At 65.2% G+C, this 18,344-nt stretch carries 21 protein-coding genes, 1 tRNA gene and 1 other RNA gene; 15 read left to right on the top strand and 8 right to left on the bottom strand.

The genetic code is table 11. The features are described 5' to 3' along the window. Positions 1-45 precede the first annotated feature (45 nt). A complete protein-coding gene (locus tag VGU00_RS07290; protein ID WP_327466978.1) occupies positions 46-1,962 on the top strand; it encodes a S9 family peptidase in 1,917 nt (638 codons plus the stop codon). Between the two features lie 57 nt (positions 1,963-2,019). Here the strand turns inward: VGU00_RS07290 and rpsD are convergent, their stop codons facing one another. After that, the gene (rpsD, locus tag VGU00_RS07295; protein WP_058803739.1) at positions 2,020-2,631 is read right to left on the bottom strand and encodes a 30S ribosomal protein S4; all 612 of its coding nucleotides are present in this window, start codon (positions 2,629-2,631) and stop codon (positions 2,020-2,022) included. Positions 2,632-2,832: 201 nt separating this feature from the next. On the opposite strand from rpsD, the gene VGU00_RS07300 reads away from it, so the two are divergent. Beyond that, positions 2,833-3,150 carry a chorismate mutase gene (locus tag VGU00_RS07300; protein WP_327466980.1) on the top strand — a complete coding sequence of 106 codons (318 nt, stop codon included), beginning with the start codon at positions 2,833-2,835 and terminating at the stop codon, positions 3,148-3,150. A gap of 31 nt (positions 3,151-3,181) precedes the next feature. Here VGU00_RS07300 and VGU00_RS07305 read toward each other — a convergent pair whose 3' ends face one another. The 6 genes from VGU00_RS07305 to rpiB all read right to left on the bottom strand — a co-directional run bounded on the left by VGU00_RS07305 (position 3,182) and on the right by rpiB (position 6,760). Continuing rightward, a complete protein-coding gene (locus VGU00_RS07305; RefSeq protein WP_327466982.1) occupies positions 3,182-3,922 on the bottom strand; it encodes an RNA methyltransferase in 741 nt (246 codons plus the stop codon). Positions 3,923-3,960: 38 nt separating this feature from the next. Beyond that, positions 3,961-4,203, bottom strand: a complete 243-nt coding sequence (locus VGU00_RS07310; RefSeq protein WP_327466984.1) for a hypothetical protein — start codon at positions 4,201-4,203, stop codon at positions 3,961-3,963. Positions 4,204-4,303: 100 nt separating this feature from the next. Further along, positions 4,304-4,765, bottom strand: a complete 462-nt coding sequence (nrdR, locus tag VGU00_RS07315) for a transcriptional regulator NrdR (RefSeq protein WP_327466986.1) — start codon at positions 4,763-4,765, stop codon at positions 4,304-4,306. A gap of 3 nt (positions 4,766-4,768) precedes the next feature. Then, the gene (locus tag VGU00_RS07320) at positions 4,769-4,987 is read right to left on the bottom strand and encodes a hypothetical protein (protein ID WP_327466988.1); all 219 of its coding nucleotides are present in this window, start codon (positions 4,985-4,987) and stop codon (positions 4,769-4,771) included. Positions 4,988-4,991: 4 nt separating this feature from the next. Next, complete coding sequence (gene glyA / locus VGU00_RS07325) at positions 4,992-6,299, bottom strand: serine hydroxymethyltransferase (protein ID WP_327466990.1); 1,308 nt, start codon at positions 6,297-6,299, stop codon at positions 4,992-4,994. After that, the gene (gene rpiB, locus VGU00_RS07330; protein ID WP_327466992.1) at positions 6,296-6,760 is read right to left on the bottom strand and encodes a ribose 5-phosphate isomerase B; all 465 of its coding nucleotides are present in this window, start codon (positions 6,758-6,760) and stop codon (positions 6,296-6,298) included. Before rpiB ends, glyA begins: the two co-directional genes overlap by 4 nt. A gap of 112 nt (positions 6,761-6,872) precedes the next feature. On the opposite strand from rpiB, the gene VGU00_RS07335 reads away from it, so the two are divergent. Further along, positions 6,873-7,037, top strand: a complete 165-nt coding sequence (locus tag VGU00_RS07335; protein ID WP_327466994.1) for a hypothetical protein — start codon at positions 6,873-6,875, stop codon at positions 7,035-7,037. A 37-nt stretch (positions 7,038-7,074) separates the two neighbouring features. On the opposite strand, the gene VGU00_RS07340 is transcribed toward VGU00_RS07335, so the two are convergent. Further along, positions 7,075-7,731: an alpha/beta hydrolase gene (locus VGU00_RS07340; protein ID WP_037510410.1), complete on the bottom strand. Its 657-nt coding sequence runs from the start codon at positions 7,729-7,731 to the stop codon at positions 7,075-7,077. A 141-nt stretch (positions 7,732-7,872) separates the two neighbouring features. Between VGU00_RS07340 and VGU00_RS07345 the strand changes: the two genes are divergently transcribed. The 12 genes from VGU00_RS07345 to VGU00_RS07400 all read left to right on the top strand — a co-directional run bounded on the left by VGU00_RS07345 (position 7,873) and on the right by VGU00_RS07400 (position 18,309). Further along, positions 7,873-8,964 carry a cysteine desulfurase family protein gene (locus VGU00_RS07345; RefSeq protein ID WP_327466996.1) on the top strand — a complete coding sequence of 364 codons (1,092 nt, stop codon included), beginning with the start codon at positions 7,873-7,875 and terminating at the stop codon, positions 8,962-8,964. Continuing rightward, a complete protein-coding gene (locus tag VGU00_RS07350) occupies positions 8,961-9,299 on the top strand; it encodes a 2Fe-2S iron-sulfur cluster-binding protein (RefSeq protein WP_327466998.1) in 339 nt (112 codons plus the stop codon). Before VGU00_RS07345 ends, VGU00_RS07350 begins: the two co-directional genes overlap by 4 nt. Further along, on the top strand, positions 9,299-10,177 hold the full coding sequence (gene bla / locus VGU00_RS07355; protein WP_327467000.1) for a class A beta-lactamase: 879 nt from the start codon (positions 9,299-9,301) through the stop codon (positions 10,175-10,177). Before VGU00_RS07350 ends, bla begins: the two co-directional genes overlap by 1 nt. 41 nt (positions 10,178-10,218) lie before the next feature. Then, an RNA gene (gene ffs, locus VGU00_RS07360) (signal recognition particle sRNA small type) lies at positions 10,219-10,316 on the top strand. 118 nt (positions 10,317-10,434) lie between these two features. Next, positions 10,435-12,168, top strand: coding sequence for a DNA polymerase III subunit gamma/tau (locus tag VGU00_RS07365; RefSeq protein ID WP_327467002.1), 1,734 nt, complete (start codon positions 10,435-10,437; stop codon positions 12,166-12,168). Beyond that, positions 12,165-12,500, top strand: coding sequence for a YbaB/EbfC family nucleoid-associated protein (locus VGU00_RS07370; protein ID WP_327467004.1), 336 nt, complete (start codon positions 12,165-12,167; stop codon positions 12,498-12,500). The genes VGU00_RS07365 and VGU00_RS07370 overlap by 4 nt, the downstream gene beginning before the upstream one ends. Positions 12,501-12,636: 136 nt before the next feature. Beyond that, positions 12,637-15,033: an endopeptidase La gene (gene lon / locus VGU00_RS07375; protein WP_327467006.1), complete on the top strand. Its 2,397-nt coding sequence runs from the start codon at positions 12,637-12,639 to the stop codon at positions 15,031-15,033. A gap of 173 nt (positions 15,034-15,206) precedes the next feature. Further along, positions 15,207-15,479, top strand: a complete 273-nt coding sequence (locus VGU00_RS07380; RefSeq protein ID WP_037510426.1) for an HU family DNA-binding protein — start codon at positions 15,207-15,209, stop codon at positions 15,477-15,479. A gap of 171 nt (positions 15,480-15,650) precedes the next feature. Beyond that, positions 15,651-15,725: transfer RNA gene (locus VGU00_RS07385), tRNA-Val, on the top strand. A gap of 88 nt (positions 15,726-15,813) precedes the next feature. Beyond that, on the top strand, positions 15,814-16,122 hold the full coding sequence (locus VGU00_RS07390; RefSeq protein ID WP_327467008.1) for a hypothetical protein: 309 nt from the start codon (positions 15,814-15,816) through the stop codon (positions 16,120-16,122). 113 nt (positions 16,123-16,235) lie between these two features. Beyond that, the gene (locus VGU00_RS07395) at positions 16,236-16,901 is read left to right on the top strand and encodes a response regulator transcription factor (RefSeq protein WP_327467010.1); all 666 of its coding nucleotides are present in this window, start codon (positions 16,236-16,238) and stop codon (positions 16,899-16,901) included. Positions 16,902-17,004: 103 nt separating this feature from the next. Beyond that, positions 17,005-18,309, top strand: coding sequence for a HAMP domain-containing sensor histidine kinase (locus tag VGU00_RS07400; RefSeq protein ID WP_327467460.1), 1,305 nt, complete (start codon positions 17,005-17,007; stop codon positions 18,307-18,309). Positions 18,310-18,344: the final 35 nt, after the last annotated feature.

Consider the following 18,344-nt stretch of genomic DNA (forward strand, 5'->3'; position numbering starts at 1 on the left):
GATGGAATGAAGGGTCGATTGTTACTGCTGGTTGGCGCGTGCGCGATGGCGCCAATCGCGCATGCACAGAATGACGATGTCGCGCGGCGGTTCGGGACATTGGCGGGCACGACGCAGGTCAGCCTGTCGCCCGATGGGCAGAAGCTGGCGTTTGTCGCGCCCAGCAAGGGGCAGGCGAACGACCTCTACATCGTGGACATCGGCGACGGCGCCGTCCCGCGCCGGATCCTGCGGTCCAGCGGCGACCCCGAATTCCTGCGTTGGTGCCGCTGGGCGACGATCGAGCGTCTCGTGTGCGAAATCGGTGGCAGGGAAAAGGTCGCCGGCAGCATTTACGGGTTTACCTCGCTGATCGGCGTCGATGCGTCGGGCGGCAATGTCAAAACGCTGAGCGCGCGGCGCAGCAGCAATGCGATCAGCGCCGACTTTCGTGGCGGCGAGGTCATCGACTGGCAGCCGGGCGTCGACGGAAGCGTGTTGATGATGCGCAGCTACGTCCCCGAAGTCAGTGCGACGACGCTGGTCCGGAAGGATGGCGAGGGCATGGGCGTCGACATGGTCAATGTGGGCGATGCGTCGACCAAGCTGGTCGAAAAGCCGCGCATCGACGCCATCGAATATATCTCCGACGGCGGCGGCAAGGTCCGCATCATGGGCGTCCAGACGCTCAACCGGAGTACCGGCTATCGCGAAACGGCTGTCCGTCACCTGTTTCGCCGTAAAGACAGCCGCGATTGGGAGCCGCTGTCGTCCTATGACATCGGATCGGACATGGGTTTCTATCCCTATGCCATCGATGTCGCGACCGAACGGGCGATCGGCTTTGCCAAGGTCGACGGTCGCAAGGCGGTCGTAACGGTCACGCTCGACGGAGCGGCGAAAGCCGAACCGCTCTATCGCCATCCCGCAGTCGATATCGACGGCCTCGTGCGCGTTGGCCGCGACCAGCGCGTCGTCGGGGCGACCTTCGTCACCGAACGACGCCAGATGGCGATCACCGACCCGAAGGTCGAGGCGATGGCGAAATCGCTGTCGAAGGCGCTGGGCGGCAAGGACGTCTATTTCGTCGATGCCTCGGCGGACGAATCGCAATGGCTGGTCTGGGCGGGGTCCGACGTCGATCCGGGGCGTTATTTCCGTTACACGCCCGCGGCAAAGCAGTTGCGCCCCTTGCTCGAAGAGCGGCCGCTGCTGGCCGACCAGGCCCTGTCGCCGGTGAAATCGATCCGCTACCCGGCGGCCGACGGAACGATGATTCCCGGTTACCTGACGCTGCCCCCGGCGCGCGCCGATGCCAAAGGGCTGCCGGCGATCGTCATGCCGCACGGCGGCCCGTCGGCGCGCGACGAATGGGGTTTCGACTGGCTCGCGCAATATTTTGCGCAGCGCGGCTATGCCGTCGTCCAGCCCAATTTCCGGGGCTCGGCAGGCTATGGCGACCAATGGTATATGGACAATGGATTCCAGTCCTGGCGGACCGCGATCGGCGACGTCGCCGATGCCGGCCGCTGGCTGGTGGCGGAAGGCGCCGATCCCGCAAAATTGTCGATCGTGGGGTGGTCCTATGGCGGCTATGCCGCGCTCCAGTCGGGGGTGATCGCGCCCGACCTGTTCCGGTCGATCGTCGCGATCGCGCCGGTCACCGACCTTGCCCAGCTCAAGAGCGAAGCGCAGAAATATACGAGCGGCAGGCTGGTTCGCGACTTCATCGGCACCGGCGCGCATATCCGCGAAGGGTCGCCGGCGCAGAATGCGGCGGGGATCAAGGCGCCCGTATTGATGTTCCACGGGACGCTCGACCAGAATGTCGATGTCGAACAGGCGCGAACGATGCGCCGGGCGCTGACGTCGGCGGGCAAAACGGTGGAGCTGGTCGAATATCCGGGGCTGGCGCACAGCCTGCACGACAGCGAGGCGCGCACCGCGATGCTGGCACGGATTTCCCAGTTCCTGCCACACTGAAACGAAAAGGGGCGGTCCGTTTCCGGACCGCCCCCCTGAATTCGATATCGAACCCGATCAGCGCGAATAGAATTCGACGACGAGGTTCGGTTCCATCTTCACCGGATAGGGAACTTCGTCGAGCGTCGGGACGCGGACATAGGTCGTCTTGGTGCCGTCGACCGCCAGATATTCGGGCAGGTCGCGCTCGGGCAGGCTCTGCGCTTCGGCGACCAGCGCCATTTCCTGCGCCTTCTTGCCGAGCGTGATTTCGTCGCCCGGCTTCACGAGGCGGCTGGCAACGTTGCACTTCACGCCGTTCACATAGACGTGACCGTGGCTGACGAGCTGGCGCGCCGAGAAGATGGTCGGGGTGAACTTCGAGCGGTAGACGACGGCGTCGAGGCGGCGCTCGAGCAGGCCGATCAGGTTCTGGCCGGTGTCGCCCTTCATGCGCGACGCTTCGAAATAGTTCTTCTTGAACTGCTTTTCGGTGATGTCGCCGTAGTAGCCCTTCAGCTTCTGCTTCGCGCGGAGCTGGATGCCGAAGTCCGACATCTTGCCCTTGCGGCGCTGACCATGCTGGCCGGGGCCGTACTCGCGGCGGTTGACCGGGCTCTTCGGGCGACCCCAGATGTTTTCGCCCATCCGGCGGTCGAGTTTATACTTGGCGCTCTGGCGCTTCGACATATGTCGTCTCCAATATGCTGTTTGCCGAAGGATTTCGGCGGTTCCCGGGTCGCACCATATGGGCAGATGCCATATGCGACCGCCGCTTCACCGGGGTGCGGGGTCCATTGCGAAGGCGCGCGACTAGACGGCGACCAGCGTAAAGTCAAGCCTTACAGCCGCGGCTCGACAGCGCGGAAAAAGCCGCTAAAGGCAGCGGCCATGACGTCCGCCAAACTTCCCGAACAGTGCGAAACCATGACCGAGGTCCGCGTCGGGGTCGACCAGGTCGACCGCGAGCTCGTCGCGCTGCTCGTCCGCCGCTTCGGTTATATGGATGCTGCGGCGCGCATCAAGGGCGACCGGAACGCCGTGCGCGACGAGGCGCGCAAGGCGCAGGTGCTCGACAATGTCGGCCGCGAAGCTGCTGCTGCCGGACTGGAGCCCGAACGGCTGCGCGCGGTGTGGAACGAACTGGTCGAGCAATCGATCGCGTATGAAACCGTCCGTTGGGACAGCCTGCGCGCCGAAAACCGATAGTCGCAGTCCGTCGGCGGGGCTTTCGACCGGATCATCGTGCCCTTGGCGTGCGGCCGAGCGACGTGACGATGCCGTGCATCATCCGGATGTCGTTATACGACCATCCGGTCTTGGTGAGCGCGGTACGCAGCGTACGCAGCGTCATCTCCTTGCGCTCGGGCGGAAAGAAATAGCCGCTGGCGTCGAGGTCGCGGACCAGATGCTGGATAAATTCCTCCAGCTCGCCATGCGGTGCCGGCGGATCGAGCGGCACTTCGGGCGGGCTCGCGAGTGCGATGCCCCCCTCGACCCCGCTCGGGACGTGCTTCGACCATTCATAGGCAAGCAGGATCACCGCCTGCGCGAGGTTGAGCGAAGCGAATTCGGGGTTGATCGGAACCGTCACGATCTTGTGCGCCAGCGTTACATCGTCGGTTTCGAGACCCGAGCGTTCGGGACCGAAGACATAGGCCGAGCGTCCGGCGCTGGCATGCACTTCGCGCGCCGCCGCTTCGGGGGTAAGCACCGGCTTCGTCACGCCGCGTTTGCGCACCGTGGTCGCATAGATGGTCGTACAATCGGCGACAGCATCGGCCAGCGTGTCGAACACGCGCGCGTCCGCCAGCACGACATCGGCGCCCGACGCCGCCGGACCCGCGTCAGGATTGGGCCAGCCGTCGCGCGGAGCGACAAGGCGCAGTTCGGTCAGCCCGAAATTGAGCATGGCGCGCGCCGCCTTGCCGATATTTTCGCCAAGTTGCGGGCGGACGAGGACGATGACGGGTTGTTGCATAGGGGCTGGTACCGGGCGCGGCGAATTGCTCGTCTGAATTAATGCGAATTACGTGTCTGGGGCGCGCGGGTTCGCTCATAGTCTTTGCGCGCCGCCTCGATTTCGGCGTCCCGTTGCGCCTTGGTCTGGCAGACGCGCTTCGACCGTGCAGGCGAACCGGTCACGACGGACCGGCTGCAGATCAGCTTTTCCTTCGGCGCGGGCGGCGTTTCGGCCGTTTCGGTCTGCCCGGCGGGGGGCGTGCTTGCCGAAATCATCAGCGCAACCAGATGTACGATCATGGAAAACTCCCGCGGTCCGAGGTTTGGGCGCCCGTCATAATTCAGGTCCTGCCCAATGCAATATGGGTCATGATGGAATCGCGAGGCGGGCCGGCGCGTCCTAGCTGTTGCCGAGATCGCCGACCTGGCTTGCGAACTCTTCGAAATCCTTGGCTTCGGTAAAGTCGCGATAGACGCTGGCGAAGCGGATATAGGCGACATTGTCGAAGCCCTTGAGGGCTTCCATCACCATCGCGCCGATTTGTTGTGCCTGGACCTCGCTTTCGCCCGAGGTTTCGAGCTGGCGCTGGATACCCGATACGAGTCGCTCGATGCGCGCGCCGTCGATCGGTCGCTTGCGGCATGCGATCTGGACGCTGCGCATCAGTTTTTCGCGGTCGAAGGGTTCGCGGCCGCCGTCGGCCTTGAGCACCGCGACCTCGCGAAGCTGGATACGCTCGAAGGTCGTAAAACGCGCGCCGCAATCTTCGCACTGGCGACGGCGGCGAATGGCTGCACCGTCCTCGGTCGGACGGCTGTCCTTCACCTGGCTGTCTTCATGTCCGCAATAGGGGCAGCGCATGGGTCAGCGTTTCACCCGCATGAGGAGCGCGATCAGCGCGCCGCCGAACAGGCCGACCGGCCAGCTGATCGCGTCGAGCAGCCCGCCGATTACCGCGCCTACGCCGCCGCCGATCAGCACCGGCCGGGTCGAGGGATGGGCCAGCCCCTGCTTGCCCATCGCCTTGATCTCTTCGATCGTGACTTCGACCAGCGTCGGTTCCTCGGGGTGCTGCCGCGCCATTGCCTTATCCCTGATAGATGGGGAAGCGTTCGCACAGCGCGCGGACGCGGCCCCGGACATTCGCTTCGACATCGGCGTCGCCATGCTCGCCCTTGTCGCGCAGCGCCTCGAGCACGTCGGCGACCATGTCGCCGATCTCCTCGAATTCGGCGATACCGAAGCCGCGCGTCGTGCCCGCGGGCGATCCGACGCGGATGCCGCTGGTCTTGACCGGCGGCAGCGGGTCGAAGGGGATGCCGTTCTTGTTGCAGGTGATCGCGCTGCGTTCGAGCGCCTCGTCGGCGTCGCGTCCGGTGACGCCGAGCGGACGCAGGTCGATCAGCGCGAGGTGCGTGTCGGTGCCGCCCGCGACGACATCGGCGCCGCGTGCCTTAAGCCGGTTCGCGAGCGCCTGCGCGTTGGCGATCGTCGCCTTGGCATAGTCCTTGAACTCGGGCCGCAGCGCCTCGCCGAACGCCACGGCTTTCGCGGCGATGACGTGCATCAGTGGACCGCCCTGAAGCCCCGGGAAGACCGCCGAATTGATGCGCTTCGCGATCGCTTCGTCATTGGTCAGGATCATGCCGCCGCGCGGGCCGCGCAGCGTCTTGTGCGTCGTCGTGGTGACGACATGCGCATGCTCCATCGGCGACGGGTGTGCGCCGCCGGCAACGAGGCCCGCGAAATGGGCCATGTCGACCATCAGCAGCGCGCCGACGTCGTCGGCGATCGCGCGGAAGCGTGCGAAGTCGAGCGTACGCGGATAGGCCGAGCCACCCGCGATGATCAGCGACGGGCGATGTTCCCTGGCGAGCGCTGCGACCTGGTCGAAATCGACCAGATGATCGTCGGGGCGCACGCCATATTGCACGGCATTATACCATTTGCCCGACATGGCAGGCGGCGCGCCGTGCGTCAGGTGACCGCCGGCGTCGAGGCTCATGCCCATGATCGTCGCGCCGGGCTTGGTCAGCGCGAGCATCACCGCACCATTGGCCTGCGCGCCCGAATGCGGCTGGACGTTGACGAAACCGGCGTCGAACAGCTGCTTGGCGCGGTCGATCGCGAGCTGCTCGACCTCGTCCGACGGGCCGCAGCCCTGATAATAGCGGCGGCCGGGATAACCTTCGGCATATTTGTTGGTGAACACGCTGCCCTGCGCTTCGAGCACCGCCTTCGAGACGATATTCTCCGACGCGATCAGTTCGATCTGATGCTGTTCGCGGTCGAGTTCATGCTTCATCGCCGCCGCGACGGCCGGGTCGACCTTGTCGACGCCGTCGGTGAAATAGCCGGCCGATTTGATGGGCTTGTCGAGCGTTTCTGTGGTCATCGGCTGGTCTCCAGTTGGGCCAAGTTGACGGGGGGATTGGAAAGCTTGTCGACGCGGCGCGCGTGGCGGTCGCCGGCGAAATCGGTGGTCAGGAAGGCGTCGAGACAGGCCTTGGCCATGTCGATGCCGGTCAGGCGCGCGCCCATCGCGACAACGTTCGCGTCATTATGTTCGCGTGCCAGCTTCGCCGACAGCGGCTCGGACACGAGTGCACAGCGCGCGGCGGGGTTGCGGTTGACCGAGATCGAAATGCCGATGCCCGATCCGCAGAGGGCAACGCCGCGTTCCGCGCGGCCTTCGGCGATCGCTTCGCCAAGCCGATAACCATAGTCGGGATAATCGACGCTTTCGGGGCCGTTGGTGCCAAGGTCTTCGACCTCATGCCCCTGTTCGCGCAGCCAGTCGGCAAGCACGGCTTTCAGCTCGTAAGCGGCGTGGTCGGAGGCGATGGCGATGCGCATGATGCGGCTCCCGCAGGGGTCAAGGGAATCGATGAGCGGCCTTTAGGCGAAGCCGCACGGATTGGCCATAAGCGAGGTGGCAAATTTGTGACGGTGCCGATAAAACCGGCTCATGTCCGACACGATCATCTCCATCCTGATGCTGACCGGCGTGCTTTTGACCGGCGGCGGCGCCATCGTTTTTCGCAAGGGCGATCGCCGCCGCGCGCTGCTGATGTTCGTCGCAGCGCTCGTCATGTTCGCAAATGTCGCGATCTGGCTGGTGCCGGTGAAATAATCCTCCCCGTCGCGCCGCGACAGGGAGGAGCATTTTCTCAGCGGATCGGCGAATCGGGCGCGAGCCGCATATCCAGATAGTTGTCGAGCGACTTCATCAGCTGGTCGAGCTCATGCTCGAAGAAATGGTTCGCGCGCGGGATCTCGTCGTGATGGATGGTGATGCCCTTTTGCGTGCGCAGCTTGTCGACCAGCTTCTGCACCGCGCTCGGCGGCACGATCTCGTCCTGCCCGCCCGCGACGATGATGCCCGACGAGGGGCAGGGCGCGAGGAAGCTGAAGTCGTACATGTTCGCCGGCGGTGCGACCGACAGGAAGCCGCGGATTTCGGGCCGGCGCATCAAAAGCTGCATGCCGATCCACGCGCCAAAGCTGAAACCCGCGATCCACGTCGTCTGCGCCTCGGGGTGGATAGACTGCACCCAGTCGAGCGCCGATGCGGCATCGCTGAGCTCGCCGATGCCATTGTCGAACGTGCCCTGGCTGCGGCCGACGCCGCGGAAGTTGAAGCGCAGCACGGCGAAACCGCGTGCGACGAAGCTCTTGTACATCGCCTGCGTGATGCGGTCGTTCATCGTGCCGCCGCCCTGCGGGTGCGGGTGCAGGATCAGCGCGACGGGTGCGCGCGGGCGGGGCGGGGGCGAGAAACGGCCTTCGATGCGGCCCTCTGGGCCGGGGAAAATAACGTCGGGCATCAAGGCACCTTCCATGTTTCGTGAGCCTGCCAGTGATTCGCCGGAGCGGCGGGGTGGCGGAGCGAAGTTGGCGCCTATATAGAAAAAAGGTCGCAACTTGCAACTTTTGCGAATCGTTCGCAATAAGGACTCTCTCACCCGATGATTTACCTCGACTATCAAGCCTCTACGCCGCTCGCTCCCGAAGCGCGCGATGCGATGCTGCGCTGGCTGGAGGGCGCCGGGGAGGGGGACGGGTTCGCGAACCCGTCGAGTACGCACAAGGCGGGGCGCGCCGCCGCCGCCGCGGTCGAGGTCGCGCGCGATCAGGTCGCGGCGCTGCTGCCGAAGGGCGGGCGGCTCTTCTTCACCTCGGGGGCGACCGAGGCGCTCAACTGGGCGCTTTTGCGCGGGGCGGAGGCGATGCCGGGCGGCGTCGCCGGGCTCAGCATCGAACATGCCGCCTCGCTGAAATGCCTCGAACGGCTGAACGCCGCCATCCTGCCCGTCGATAGCGAGGGGCTGGCGCTGCCGCCCGACGACGCGCTGCTTCCCGAGGGCGGGATCGTCGCGACGATGCTCGTGAACAACGAGGTCGGGACGATCCAGCCGGTCGCGGACTTCGCCGCCGCCGCGCACCGAAAGAACAGCCTGCTGCTCTGCGACGCGGTGCAGGGATATGGCCGCGTCGCCATCCCCGACAGCGCCGACCTGATCGCCATCTCGGCGCACAAGATCCACGGGCCGAAAGGCATCGGGGCGCTATGGGTCCGCGACGGCGTCGACCTGCCGCCGCTGATGTTCGGCGGCGCACAGGAACAGGGGATGCGCTCGGGCACGGTCTCGCCGGCGCTCTGCGCGGGCTTCGGCGCGGCGGCGGTGCTCGCGGCCGAACGCTTCGAGGCCGACGCCGAACATGTCGAACGCCTCTGGTCGCTCGCGACCGATCTACTCCCCGAATGGACGGTCAATGGCGCGGCGAACCCGCGCTATCATGGCAATCTCAACGTCCGGCGCGAGGGGGTGAACGGCCTTCGCCTGATGTCCGATGCACGCGATATCGCTTTCTCGCTCGGCAGCGCATGTGGCAGCGGGTCGGGCAAGGTCAGCCATGTGCTGCGCGCGATGGGCGTCAGCGAGACCGACGCGCGCGCCTCGATCCGCCTCGGCTGGGGGCGCTACACCAGCGAACAGCAATTGCGCGATGGCCTCGCGGCGATCCGCGACGCTGCGCGGCTGCAGGGGGTCAATTGATGCGCGTCACCTTCATCCATGCCGACGGCAAGGAGCGCACCGAGGCCGAAGCCGAGCCGGGATCGATCCTGCTCGATGTCGCGCAGGCGTATCTGATGCCGCTCGAAGGCACGTGCGAAGGGCAGATGGCCTGTTCGACCTGCCACGTCATCGTCGCGAAAGAGGATTTCGACCGCCTGCCGCCCGCGAGCGAGATGGAGGAAGATATGCTCGACCTCGCCGCCGGGGTGCGCCGGACCAGCCGCCTGTCGTGCCAGGTCTTGCTGACGCCCGATCTCGACGGACTGACCGTGCATATCCCCGCCGAAAGCCGCAATATGCAGGGGCCGCGCTGATGCGGACGATGTTCGCCGGGATCGCGCTGGCCGTGCTTGCGGGTTGTGCCGCTGCACCGGGCGAGCCGCTGGGCGATTCGGTCATCGGCGCCAAGGCGATCCGCGAACTCGAAACGCGGAGCGGCGGACGGCTCGGCATCGCGGTCGTCGACGCGCGGGGAAAGCTGCTTTCCGCCGATCGCGGCCATGAACGCTTTGCCATGTGCTCGACCTTCAAGCTGCTGCTCGCGGGGCAGGTGCTCGAACGCGCGGCGAAAGGCGTGTCGCTCCGCACGCCGCTCGCGTTCACGCGCGCCGACCTCGTGTCCTATTCGCCCGGCACCGAAAAGCTGGTGGGGGCGGACGGCAAGGGCACGCAGCGGCTGGGATTCGCGGCGCGCGATGCCGTCGTGCTGAGCGACAACACCGCGGCAAACCTGATCCTGACGCAGATCGGCGGCCCGGCGGCTTTCACCGCCGCCGTTCGCCGCGCGGGCGACGAGGTGACGCGGCTCGACCGGAACGAGCCCGAACTCAACGAAAATGCGCTGGGCGACGAGCGCGACACGACCAGCCCGATCGCCATGGCGACGAGCGCCGCATCCTATGTCTTCGGGGGGCGTCTCACACCCGATTATCGAAAGCAGTTGCGCGGCTGGATGATCGAAAGCGAAACCGGCCTCAAACGTATCCGCGCTGGCTTGCCGCAGGGCTGGATTGCCGGCGACAAGACCGGTTCGTGCGGCAACGCCTATAATGACGTCGCCTTCGTCGAGACGCCGGGCGGCGGGAAATATGTGATCGCCATCTATCTCGACCGCCCGGCGGTCAAGGGCGATGCCGCCAGCGCGATTATCGCCGAAGCCACGCGGATAACCGTCGCCGACTTGCTCGACTGAGCAGGCAGCTTGCATTTCGGCCCGCGCGCCGCCATATGCGCCGCGGGAGTCGGGCGGACGCAGTCTTCGCCAACCCGGTCAGGTCCGGAAGGAAGCAGCCGCAACGAATTCGCTGCGGGTCGTTCCGGCTCCCACCCTCACTACAGCGCCGGTTATTTTGTCCGTCACCCCGATCAAGTCGGGGGTGACGGGTTATTGGATTGGCTCGCCCCGCATTCCCCTTCGACAAGCGTGCTGCCGCCCCCTAAGACAAGTCCATGAGCGATTCCGCCGACGACGAACCGACGATGCTGGGCATGGATTTGCCGGAGACGCCCGCGCCTTCGGCCTCCTCCGGACCCTACCGCGTCCTCGCCCGCAAATACCGCCCGCAAACCTTCGCCGAACTGATCGGGCAGGATGCGATGGTGAAGACGCTGGGCAATGCGATCGCGCGCGACCGGCTGGCGCATGCGTTCCTGATGACCGGGGTGCGCGGGGTCGGCAAGACGTCGACCGCGCGCCTGATCGCGAAGGCATTGAACTGCATCGGCCCCGACGGGCAGGGCGGGCCGACGATCGACCCGTGCGGCGTGTGCGAACCGTGCCGCGCGATCACCGAGGGGCGCCATATCGACGTGATCGAAATGGACGCCGCGTCGAACACCGGCGTCGACGATGTGCGCGAGATTATCGAGGCGGTGCGCTACGCTGCCGTGTCGGCGCGCTACAAGATCTACATCATCGACGAAGTGCATATGTTGTCGCGTAACGCCTTCAATGCGCTTCTGAAAACGCTCGAAGAGCCGCCGCCGCACGTCAAATTCCTGTTCGCAACCACCGAGGTCAACAAGGTGCCGGTGACGGTGCTGTCGCGCTGCCAACGCTTCGACCTGCGCCGCATCACCCCCGACATGCTCTTCGCGCATTTCAGCGCGATCCTGCAAAAGGAAGGTGTGGAGGCCGAAGCGCCCGCGATCTGGCTGATCGCCAACGCCGCCGAAGGGTCGGTGCGCGACGGCCTGTCGATCCTCGATCAGGCGATTGCGCACGCCGACCTGGAATCGGGCGGAGCGGGCAGCGGCGGCAAGATCGGCGCCGATCAGGTGCGGACGATGCTCGGCCTGTCCGATCGCACGTCGATCGCGCAGTTGATGGCGACGATCCTCGACGGCGACGCGGGCGGCGCGATCGACCTTGCTCGCGCGCAATATGCGCTCGGCATCGAACCCGTCGCGATGGTGCGCGGGCTGATGGACCTGACCCACGCGATCACGCTCGCGAAAGTGTCGCGTCACGACGATCCCGCGCTGGCGGAGGCGGACCGCGAACGCATCGGCGACTGGGCAAAAAAGCTCGGTTTCGCGCCGCTCAACCGGCTTTGGCAGCTGCTCCTCAAGGGGCATGACGAGGTGCTTCGTGCGAACAATCCGCTCGAACATCTCGAAATGCTGCTGCTGCGCGTGATTTATGCCGCATCGATGCCCGATCCAGGCGAGCTGGCGAAGCTGCTCGAAAAGGGCGGCGTGCCGACGATGCCGCTCGCGACGCCCGCCGCGCCGGCGGTGCAGGGCGACATGGCGATGGCGGCGTCGCCCGAAGTCGCTTCGGAGGCACCGGCTGCCGAGGTGCCAGCGTCGGCGCTGACGATCGCGCAGATTCACCAGCTTCTCGAAACCTCGGGTAATCATCAGCTTGCGCGGCAAGTTTATGATGATCTCAAATTGATCGAGCTCGAGCCGGGGCTGCTGGTCTATATGCCGGTCCCGGCGCTCGACGGCGATTTTGCGCGGCGGCTCGGCGAGGCGCTGCTGACGCAGACCGGCAGCCGCTGGCAGGTTCGCGCCGGTGAGGGCGAGGCGCGACCCAGCCTCGGTCAGGTGCGTCAGGCGAAACTCGACGACAATGACGCGCGCATCCGCGAATTGCCGGTTGTAAAGGCCGCTCTGGCGGCTTTTCCCGACGCGAGGCTTGTCGAAGACGACGACAGTCGCCATAGGTCGAACCCATGAAATCGATCGAAGAAATGATGAAGGCAGCACAGGAAGCCGCCGCCACCGTTCAGGCCCAGATGCAGGAGGCGCAGGCGAAGCTCGACAGCGTCGAGGTCGAGGGCGTGTCCGGCGGCGGTCTGGTGAAGATCACCGCAACCGCCAAGGGCCGGATCAAGGCGATCCACATCGACGACAGCCTGATCGTCCCCGCCGACAAGCAGATGCTCGAAGACTTGCTCGCCGCCGCGTTCAACGACGCGCGCGAAAAGGCCGATCAGGCGAGCAACGAGGAAATGGGCAAGATGACGAGCGGCCTGCCGCTCCCCCCGGGCTTCAAGCTGCCGTTTTGATCCGGCGCCCAAACCCTCTGGGCCCGCGCTGTTCAGCGCCGCGACATTGAATGCGTGCGAAGTTACGCCATATTAGCGAAGAACCACCTATGAGAAGGGCGGTGTGTCCGGTCGCGGCGCCCGTCCAGGAGCCGTAATGACGCAATCTTATCCCCTTCTTCCGCTGCGTGACATCGTCGTTTTCCCGCACATGATCGTGCCGCTGTTCGTCGGCCGCGACCGCTCGGTCGCAGCGCTCGAAACCGCGATGGAAAGCGACAAGGAAATCTTCCTCGTCGCGCAGCTCGATCCGGGCGAAGACGATCCGCAGCGCGACGATCTCTATGACGTGGGCGTGATCGCCACCGTGCTGCAACTGTTGAAGCTGCCTGACGGCACCGTCCGCGTGCTCGTCGAGGGCAAGGAGCGCGCGAAGCTGCTGTCGCTCACCAATGAAGACAAGGCCGTGATGGCGAGTGTCAAGCCGATCGGCGACACGGTCGACGACAGCGTCGATACCGCGGCGCTGATGCGCTCGGTCGTCGACCAGTTCGAAAATTACGCCAAGCTCAACAAGAAGATGCCCGCCGAAACCGCGGTGCAATTGTCGCAGATCGAAGACGCGTCGCGTCTTGCCGATTCGGTTGCGGGCAATCTCAACATCAAGGTGTCCGACAAGCAGGCCTTGCTCGTCGAGGATGCGCCGTCGAAGCGGCTCGAAATGGTCTTCGCCTTCATGGAGGGCGAGCTTGGCGTGCTGCAGGTCGAAAAGAAGATCCGCGGCCGCGTGAAGCGCCAGATGGAAAAGAGCCAGCGCGAATATTATCTGAACGAGCAATTGAAGGCGATCCAGCGCGAGCTCGGCAACGACAATGGCGAGGGCGGCGACGACCTTGCCGAACTCCAGCTCAAGATCGACAGCCTCAAAATGTCGAAGGAAGCCAAGGCCAAGGCGAGCGCCGAGCTCAAGAAGCTCCGCGCGATGGCGCCGATGTCGGCCGAGGCGACCGTCGTGCGCAACTATCTCGACACGCTGATCGGCCTGCCGTGGGGCAAGAAGTCGAAGCTCAAGAAAGACATCGCCAAGGCGCAGGCGGTCCTCGACGACGACCATTATGCGCTTGAAAAGGTCAAGGACCGGATCGTCGAATATCTGGCGGTACAGGCGCGTACCAACAAGCTGAAGGGCCCGATCCTCTGCCTCGTCGGTCCTCCGGGCGTCGGCAAGACCTCGCTCGGCCGCTCGATCGCGAAGGCGACGGGCCGCGAATTCGTGCGCCAGTCGCTCGGCGGTGTGCGCGACGAGGCCGAAATCCGCGGCCACCGCCGCACCTATATCGGCTCGCTGCCGGGCAAGATCGTGACGAACCTCAAGAAGGCCGGCACGATGAACCCGCTGTTCCTGCTCGACGAGATCGACAAGCTCGGCCAGGATTTCCGCGGCGATCCGGCTTCGGCGCTGCTCGAGGTGCTCGACCCCGAACAGAATGGCAAGTTCCAGGACCATTATCTGGAGGTCGACGTCGACCTGTCGGACGTGATGTTCGTGACGACCGCAAACTCGCTGAACCTGCCGCAGCCGTTGCTCGACCGCATGGAGATCATCCGGCTCGAAGGTTACACCGAGGACGAGAAGGTCGAGATCGCGAAGCTGCACCTGATCGCGAAGCAGGTCGAGGCGCACGGGCTGAAGGCCGGCGAATTCGAGCTGACCGAAGAGGGGCTGCGCGACCTCATCCGCTATTACACGCGCGAGGCCGGCGTTCGTACGCTCGAGCGCGAGATTGCGCGTCTGGCGCGCAAGGCGCTGCGCCGCATTCTCGAGGGCAAGGCGACCAGCGTCACCGTGACCCCCGACAATCTGTCCGAATTCGCGGGCGTGCGGAAATTCCGCCACGGCATGGGCGATCTGGAAGACCAGGTCGGTGCGGTAACGGGCCTCGCCTGGACCGAAGTCGGCGGCGAGCTGCTGACGATCGAGGCTGTGACGGCATCGGGCAAGGGGCAGGTGCGCACCACCGGCAAGCTCGGCGAAGTGATGACCGAATCGGTGCAGGCCGCGCTGTCGTTCGTGAAGGCGCGCGCGCCCGCTTATGGCATCAAGCCCAGCCTGTTCGCGCGCAAGGACATCCATATCCACTTGCCCGAAGGCGCGGTGCCGAAGGACGGCCCGTCGGCCGGCGTCGGCATGGTGACTGCGATGATTTCGACGCTGACCGGCATTGCGGTGCGCCGCGATGTCGCGATGACCGGCGAAGTGACGCTGCGCGGCCGTGTGCTCGCGATCGGGGGCCTCAAGGAAAAGCTGCTCGCGGCGCTGCGCGGCGGCATCAAGACCGTGCTGATCCCCGAGGAAAATGAGAAGGACCTCGTTGAAATCCCGGCGAATATCACGAGCGGGCTGAAGATCATCCCGGTCAGCCATGTCGACCAGGTGCTGGCCGAAGCGCTGGTATCGCCGGTCGTTCCGATCGAATGGACCGAGGCCGACGAACTCGCCGCCTCGCCGCCGATCGCGCCCGGAAGCGATCCCGAGACGACGATTCGACACTGAGTCGGGACGGCTTGACGGCAATTCGCCCCAAATTCGTCGCAAAATCGACGTTTTGGGGCGTTTTTCGCCCTTTTTTGCTTTGACAAGCCGGGGTTAAACATCGTTAGTGACGCGCCATGGCTTCGGGCCATGAGAATCACTTAAACCAACCATATTGCAGGGGTTCCTTAGGCATGAACAAACAAGACCTGATCGCCGCCGTCGCTGACTCGAGCGGCCTGACCAAGGGTGACGCGAGCAAGGCCGTCGAGGCCGTGTTCGACGCGATCACCGGTTCGCTCAAGAAGGGCGGCGAAGTCCGTCTCGTCGGCTTCGGCACCTTCGCGGTCAGCAAGCGCAAGGCATCGACCGGTCGCAACCCGCGCACCGGCGAAACGATGACCATCGCGGCGTCGAACCAGCCGAAGTTCAAGGCCGGCAAGGCCCTCAAGGACGCCGTCAACTAAGTTGGCCGCAGCCTTTTGGTAAAAACATCTCGGGCCGTGGCGCAAGCTGCGGCCCGATTTGCATTTGCTGGGCGATTTGCGTGAAGATTGAACAAATGCCCGTTGCAATCACCGTCGCAGCGACTATGGACGTCCGGCTTTCGGACGTCGGCCCCATGGCCTGCACCGGACGGGCGCGTAGCTCAGCGGTAGAGCACACCCTTCACACGGGTGGGGTCACAGGTTCAATCCCTGTCGCGCCCACCATGGCTTTTCTGGCCATGTCTCGAACCAGAACCGGGGATGACCCGGCCATTCATCGCCTATTCAATGCCTTCGCATTAAAGAAACGGCCATGATCCGAACGCTGACCCTTTCCCTCATCTCTGCGGCGCTGCTTTCCGCCGGCATGCCCGCGGCTGCGCGCGGCGACCGCGACCAGGACAATCTGCGCGAAGCGGCCGCGCAGGGGCAGGTGATCCCGCTCAACAAGCTGATCGCCGACGTGAAATCGCGCGCGCCTTACAGTAGCATGACCTATCTCGGCGGACCGCAGTTCGACGCCGGGCGGATGATCTATGCGCTCAAATTCATGGATGGCAGCCAGGTGGTCGTCGTCTATGTCGATGCGCGCACCGGCCGGATCGTCGGCCGCAAACCCTGACCTAATTTTCGCCGGCGGCTCATCGCAACGAGATTTTGCGATGATCGTCCGGACTTGATACACAGTCGAAACATGCGGCCGGGCTGCCCGGCGCGCAACGGAAAGGCGCCTGAATGCGGATTTTGATTGTCGAAGACGAACCCACGCTGGGACCGCAGCTCAAGGCAACGCTTGAGGGCGCCGGCTATGCCGTCGATCTCGCGACCGATGGCGAGGACGGCCACTTCCTCGGGTCGACCGAAAATTACGATGCCGCGATCCTCGATCTCGGCCTGCCCGAAATCGACGGGCTGACCGTGCTCGATCGCTGGCGCCGCGAAAAGCGCAATTTCCCGGTGCTCGTGCTGACCGCGCGCGACAGCTGGTCCGACAAGGTCGCCGGGCTCGACGCCGGCGCCGACGATTATCTCGCCAAGCCGTTCCAGACCGAAGAGCTGATCGCACGGCTGCGCGCACTCATTCGCCGCGCCGCGGGCAACGCGTCGAGCGAGCTGATCGCGGGCGACGTCCGGCTCGACACGCGCTCGGGCCGGGTCACGCTGGGCGGTGCGCCGGTGAAGCTGACCGCGCAGGAATATAAGCTGCTGTCCTACCTGCTCCATCACAAGGGCAAGGTCGTGTCGCGGACCGAATTGATCGAACATATCTATGATCAGGATTTCGACCGCGATTCGAACACGATCGAAGTCTTCGTGACGCGCATCCGCAAGAAGCTCGGCGCCGACATCATCACGACGATCCGCGGGCTCGGCTACCAGCTCGACGATCCGCAGGGATAAGATGGCCGAAGCCGACGTCGCCCCGGCGGTCGCTACAGACCCGGACGCGGCGGAAAAACCGGCGGCGCTGACCAGCCGCATCACCGGTTCGCTCGCGCGGCGCATGATCGCGATCGCGGCGCTGTGGATTTCGGTGCTGCTGATCGGCGGCGGCTTCGCGCTCGACCGGGTGTTGACCGGTGCGATTACGCGCAACTTCGATTCGAGCCTCGAATATGTGCTGATCGCGATGATCCGCTCGTCCGAAATCGGCCCCGACGGCGAGGTGCGGCTGATCGAACCGCTCGGCGACCAGCGCTTCCTCGAACCCTATAGCGGCCTCTATTGGCAGATCAGCGGCGGGAATCAGGAGCCCTATCGCTCGCGCTCGCTGTGGGAGCGCACGCTGAAGGCGCCCGCGCCGCATATCGACAACCAGATCCACACCTATGACAGCACCCAGTTTCCCGACGAGGAACTGCGCGTACTCGAACGCAACGTCATCCTGCCGGGCAGCAAGACCAACTGGCGCTATCAGATCGCGCAATCGCGCGAGGCGCTCGACGTCCAGGTCGGCGCGGTGCGTTCGACGCTGATCCCCAGCCTTGCGCTGCTTGGCCTCGGCCTCATCATCCTTGCCGCGCTCCAGACCTTTTACGGTCTCTGGCCGCTGCGGCATATCCGCCGCGCGATCGCGGCAATGCGCGGTGGGCAGAATCGCCGCGTCGATGCACCGCTGCCGCTCGAAGTGCAGCCGATGGTCGACGAACTCAATGCGCTCCTCGCGCATAATGAAAAGCAGGCCGAAGAGGCGCGGCTCCATGCCGGCAATCTGGCCCACGCGCTGAAAACCCCGCTCACCGTTCTCGTCAACAGCGCCACCAGTTCGGATTCCGACCTGGCCGAAACGGTTCGGCGCGAAGCGGCGACGATGCAGCGGCAGGTCGATCATCACCTCGCGCGCGCGCGCGCCGTCGGCCGCCGCGGAGCGGCGCAGGCCCGCGCGGTCGTCTGGGACAGCGTCGAAAGCGTGTCGCGCGCCGTCGCCGCGCTTTATCCGGGCGTCCGGCTCGACGCCGAGGGCGACCGGCAGCTGGTCGCCCGGGTCGAGCGGCAGGATCTCGACGAACTGGTTGGAAACCTGCTTGAAAATGCCGCCAAATATGGCGGAGGCAGTGTCTTCGTGACGATCGGGCACGAGGCGGGCATGGCGGAAATCCTTATCGAGGACGATGGCGCCGGCATTTCGCCGGTCGATCGCGTCCGCATTTTCGATCGCGGCGTCCGGCTCGACAGCGGCAAGCCGGGAACCGGGCTCGGCCTCGCGATCGTCCGCGATGTTGCGGAGATTTACGGCGGGAGCATCGCGCTCGAGGAGAGCGAGGATCTGGGCGGGTTGCTGGTGCGGCTGCGATTGCCGGCGGGGTAGGGCGGCGGCTGTTTTGGGGTGGCTAGCTGCCACTC

Source organism: Sphingopyxis sp. (assembly GCF_035944815.1).
Taxonomy (GTDB): domain Bacteria; phylum Pseudomonadota; class Alphaproteobacteria; order Sphingomonadales; family Sphingomonadaceae; genus Sphingopyxis.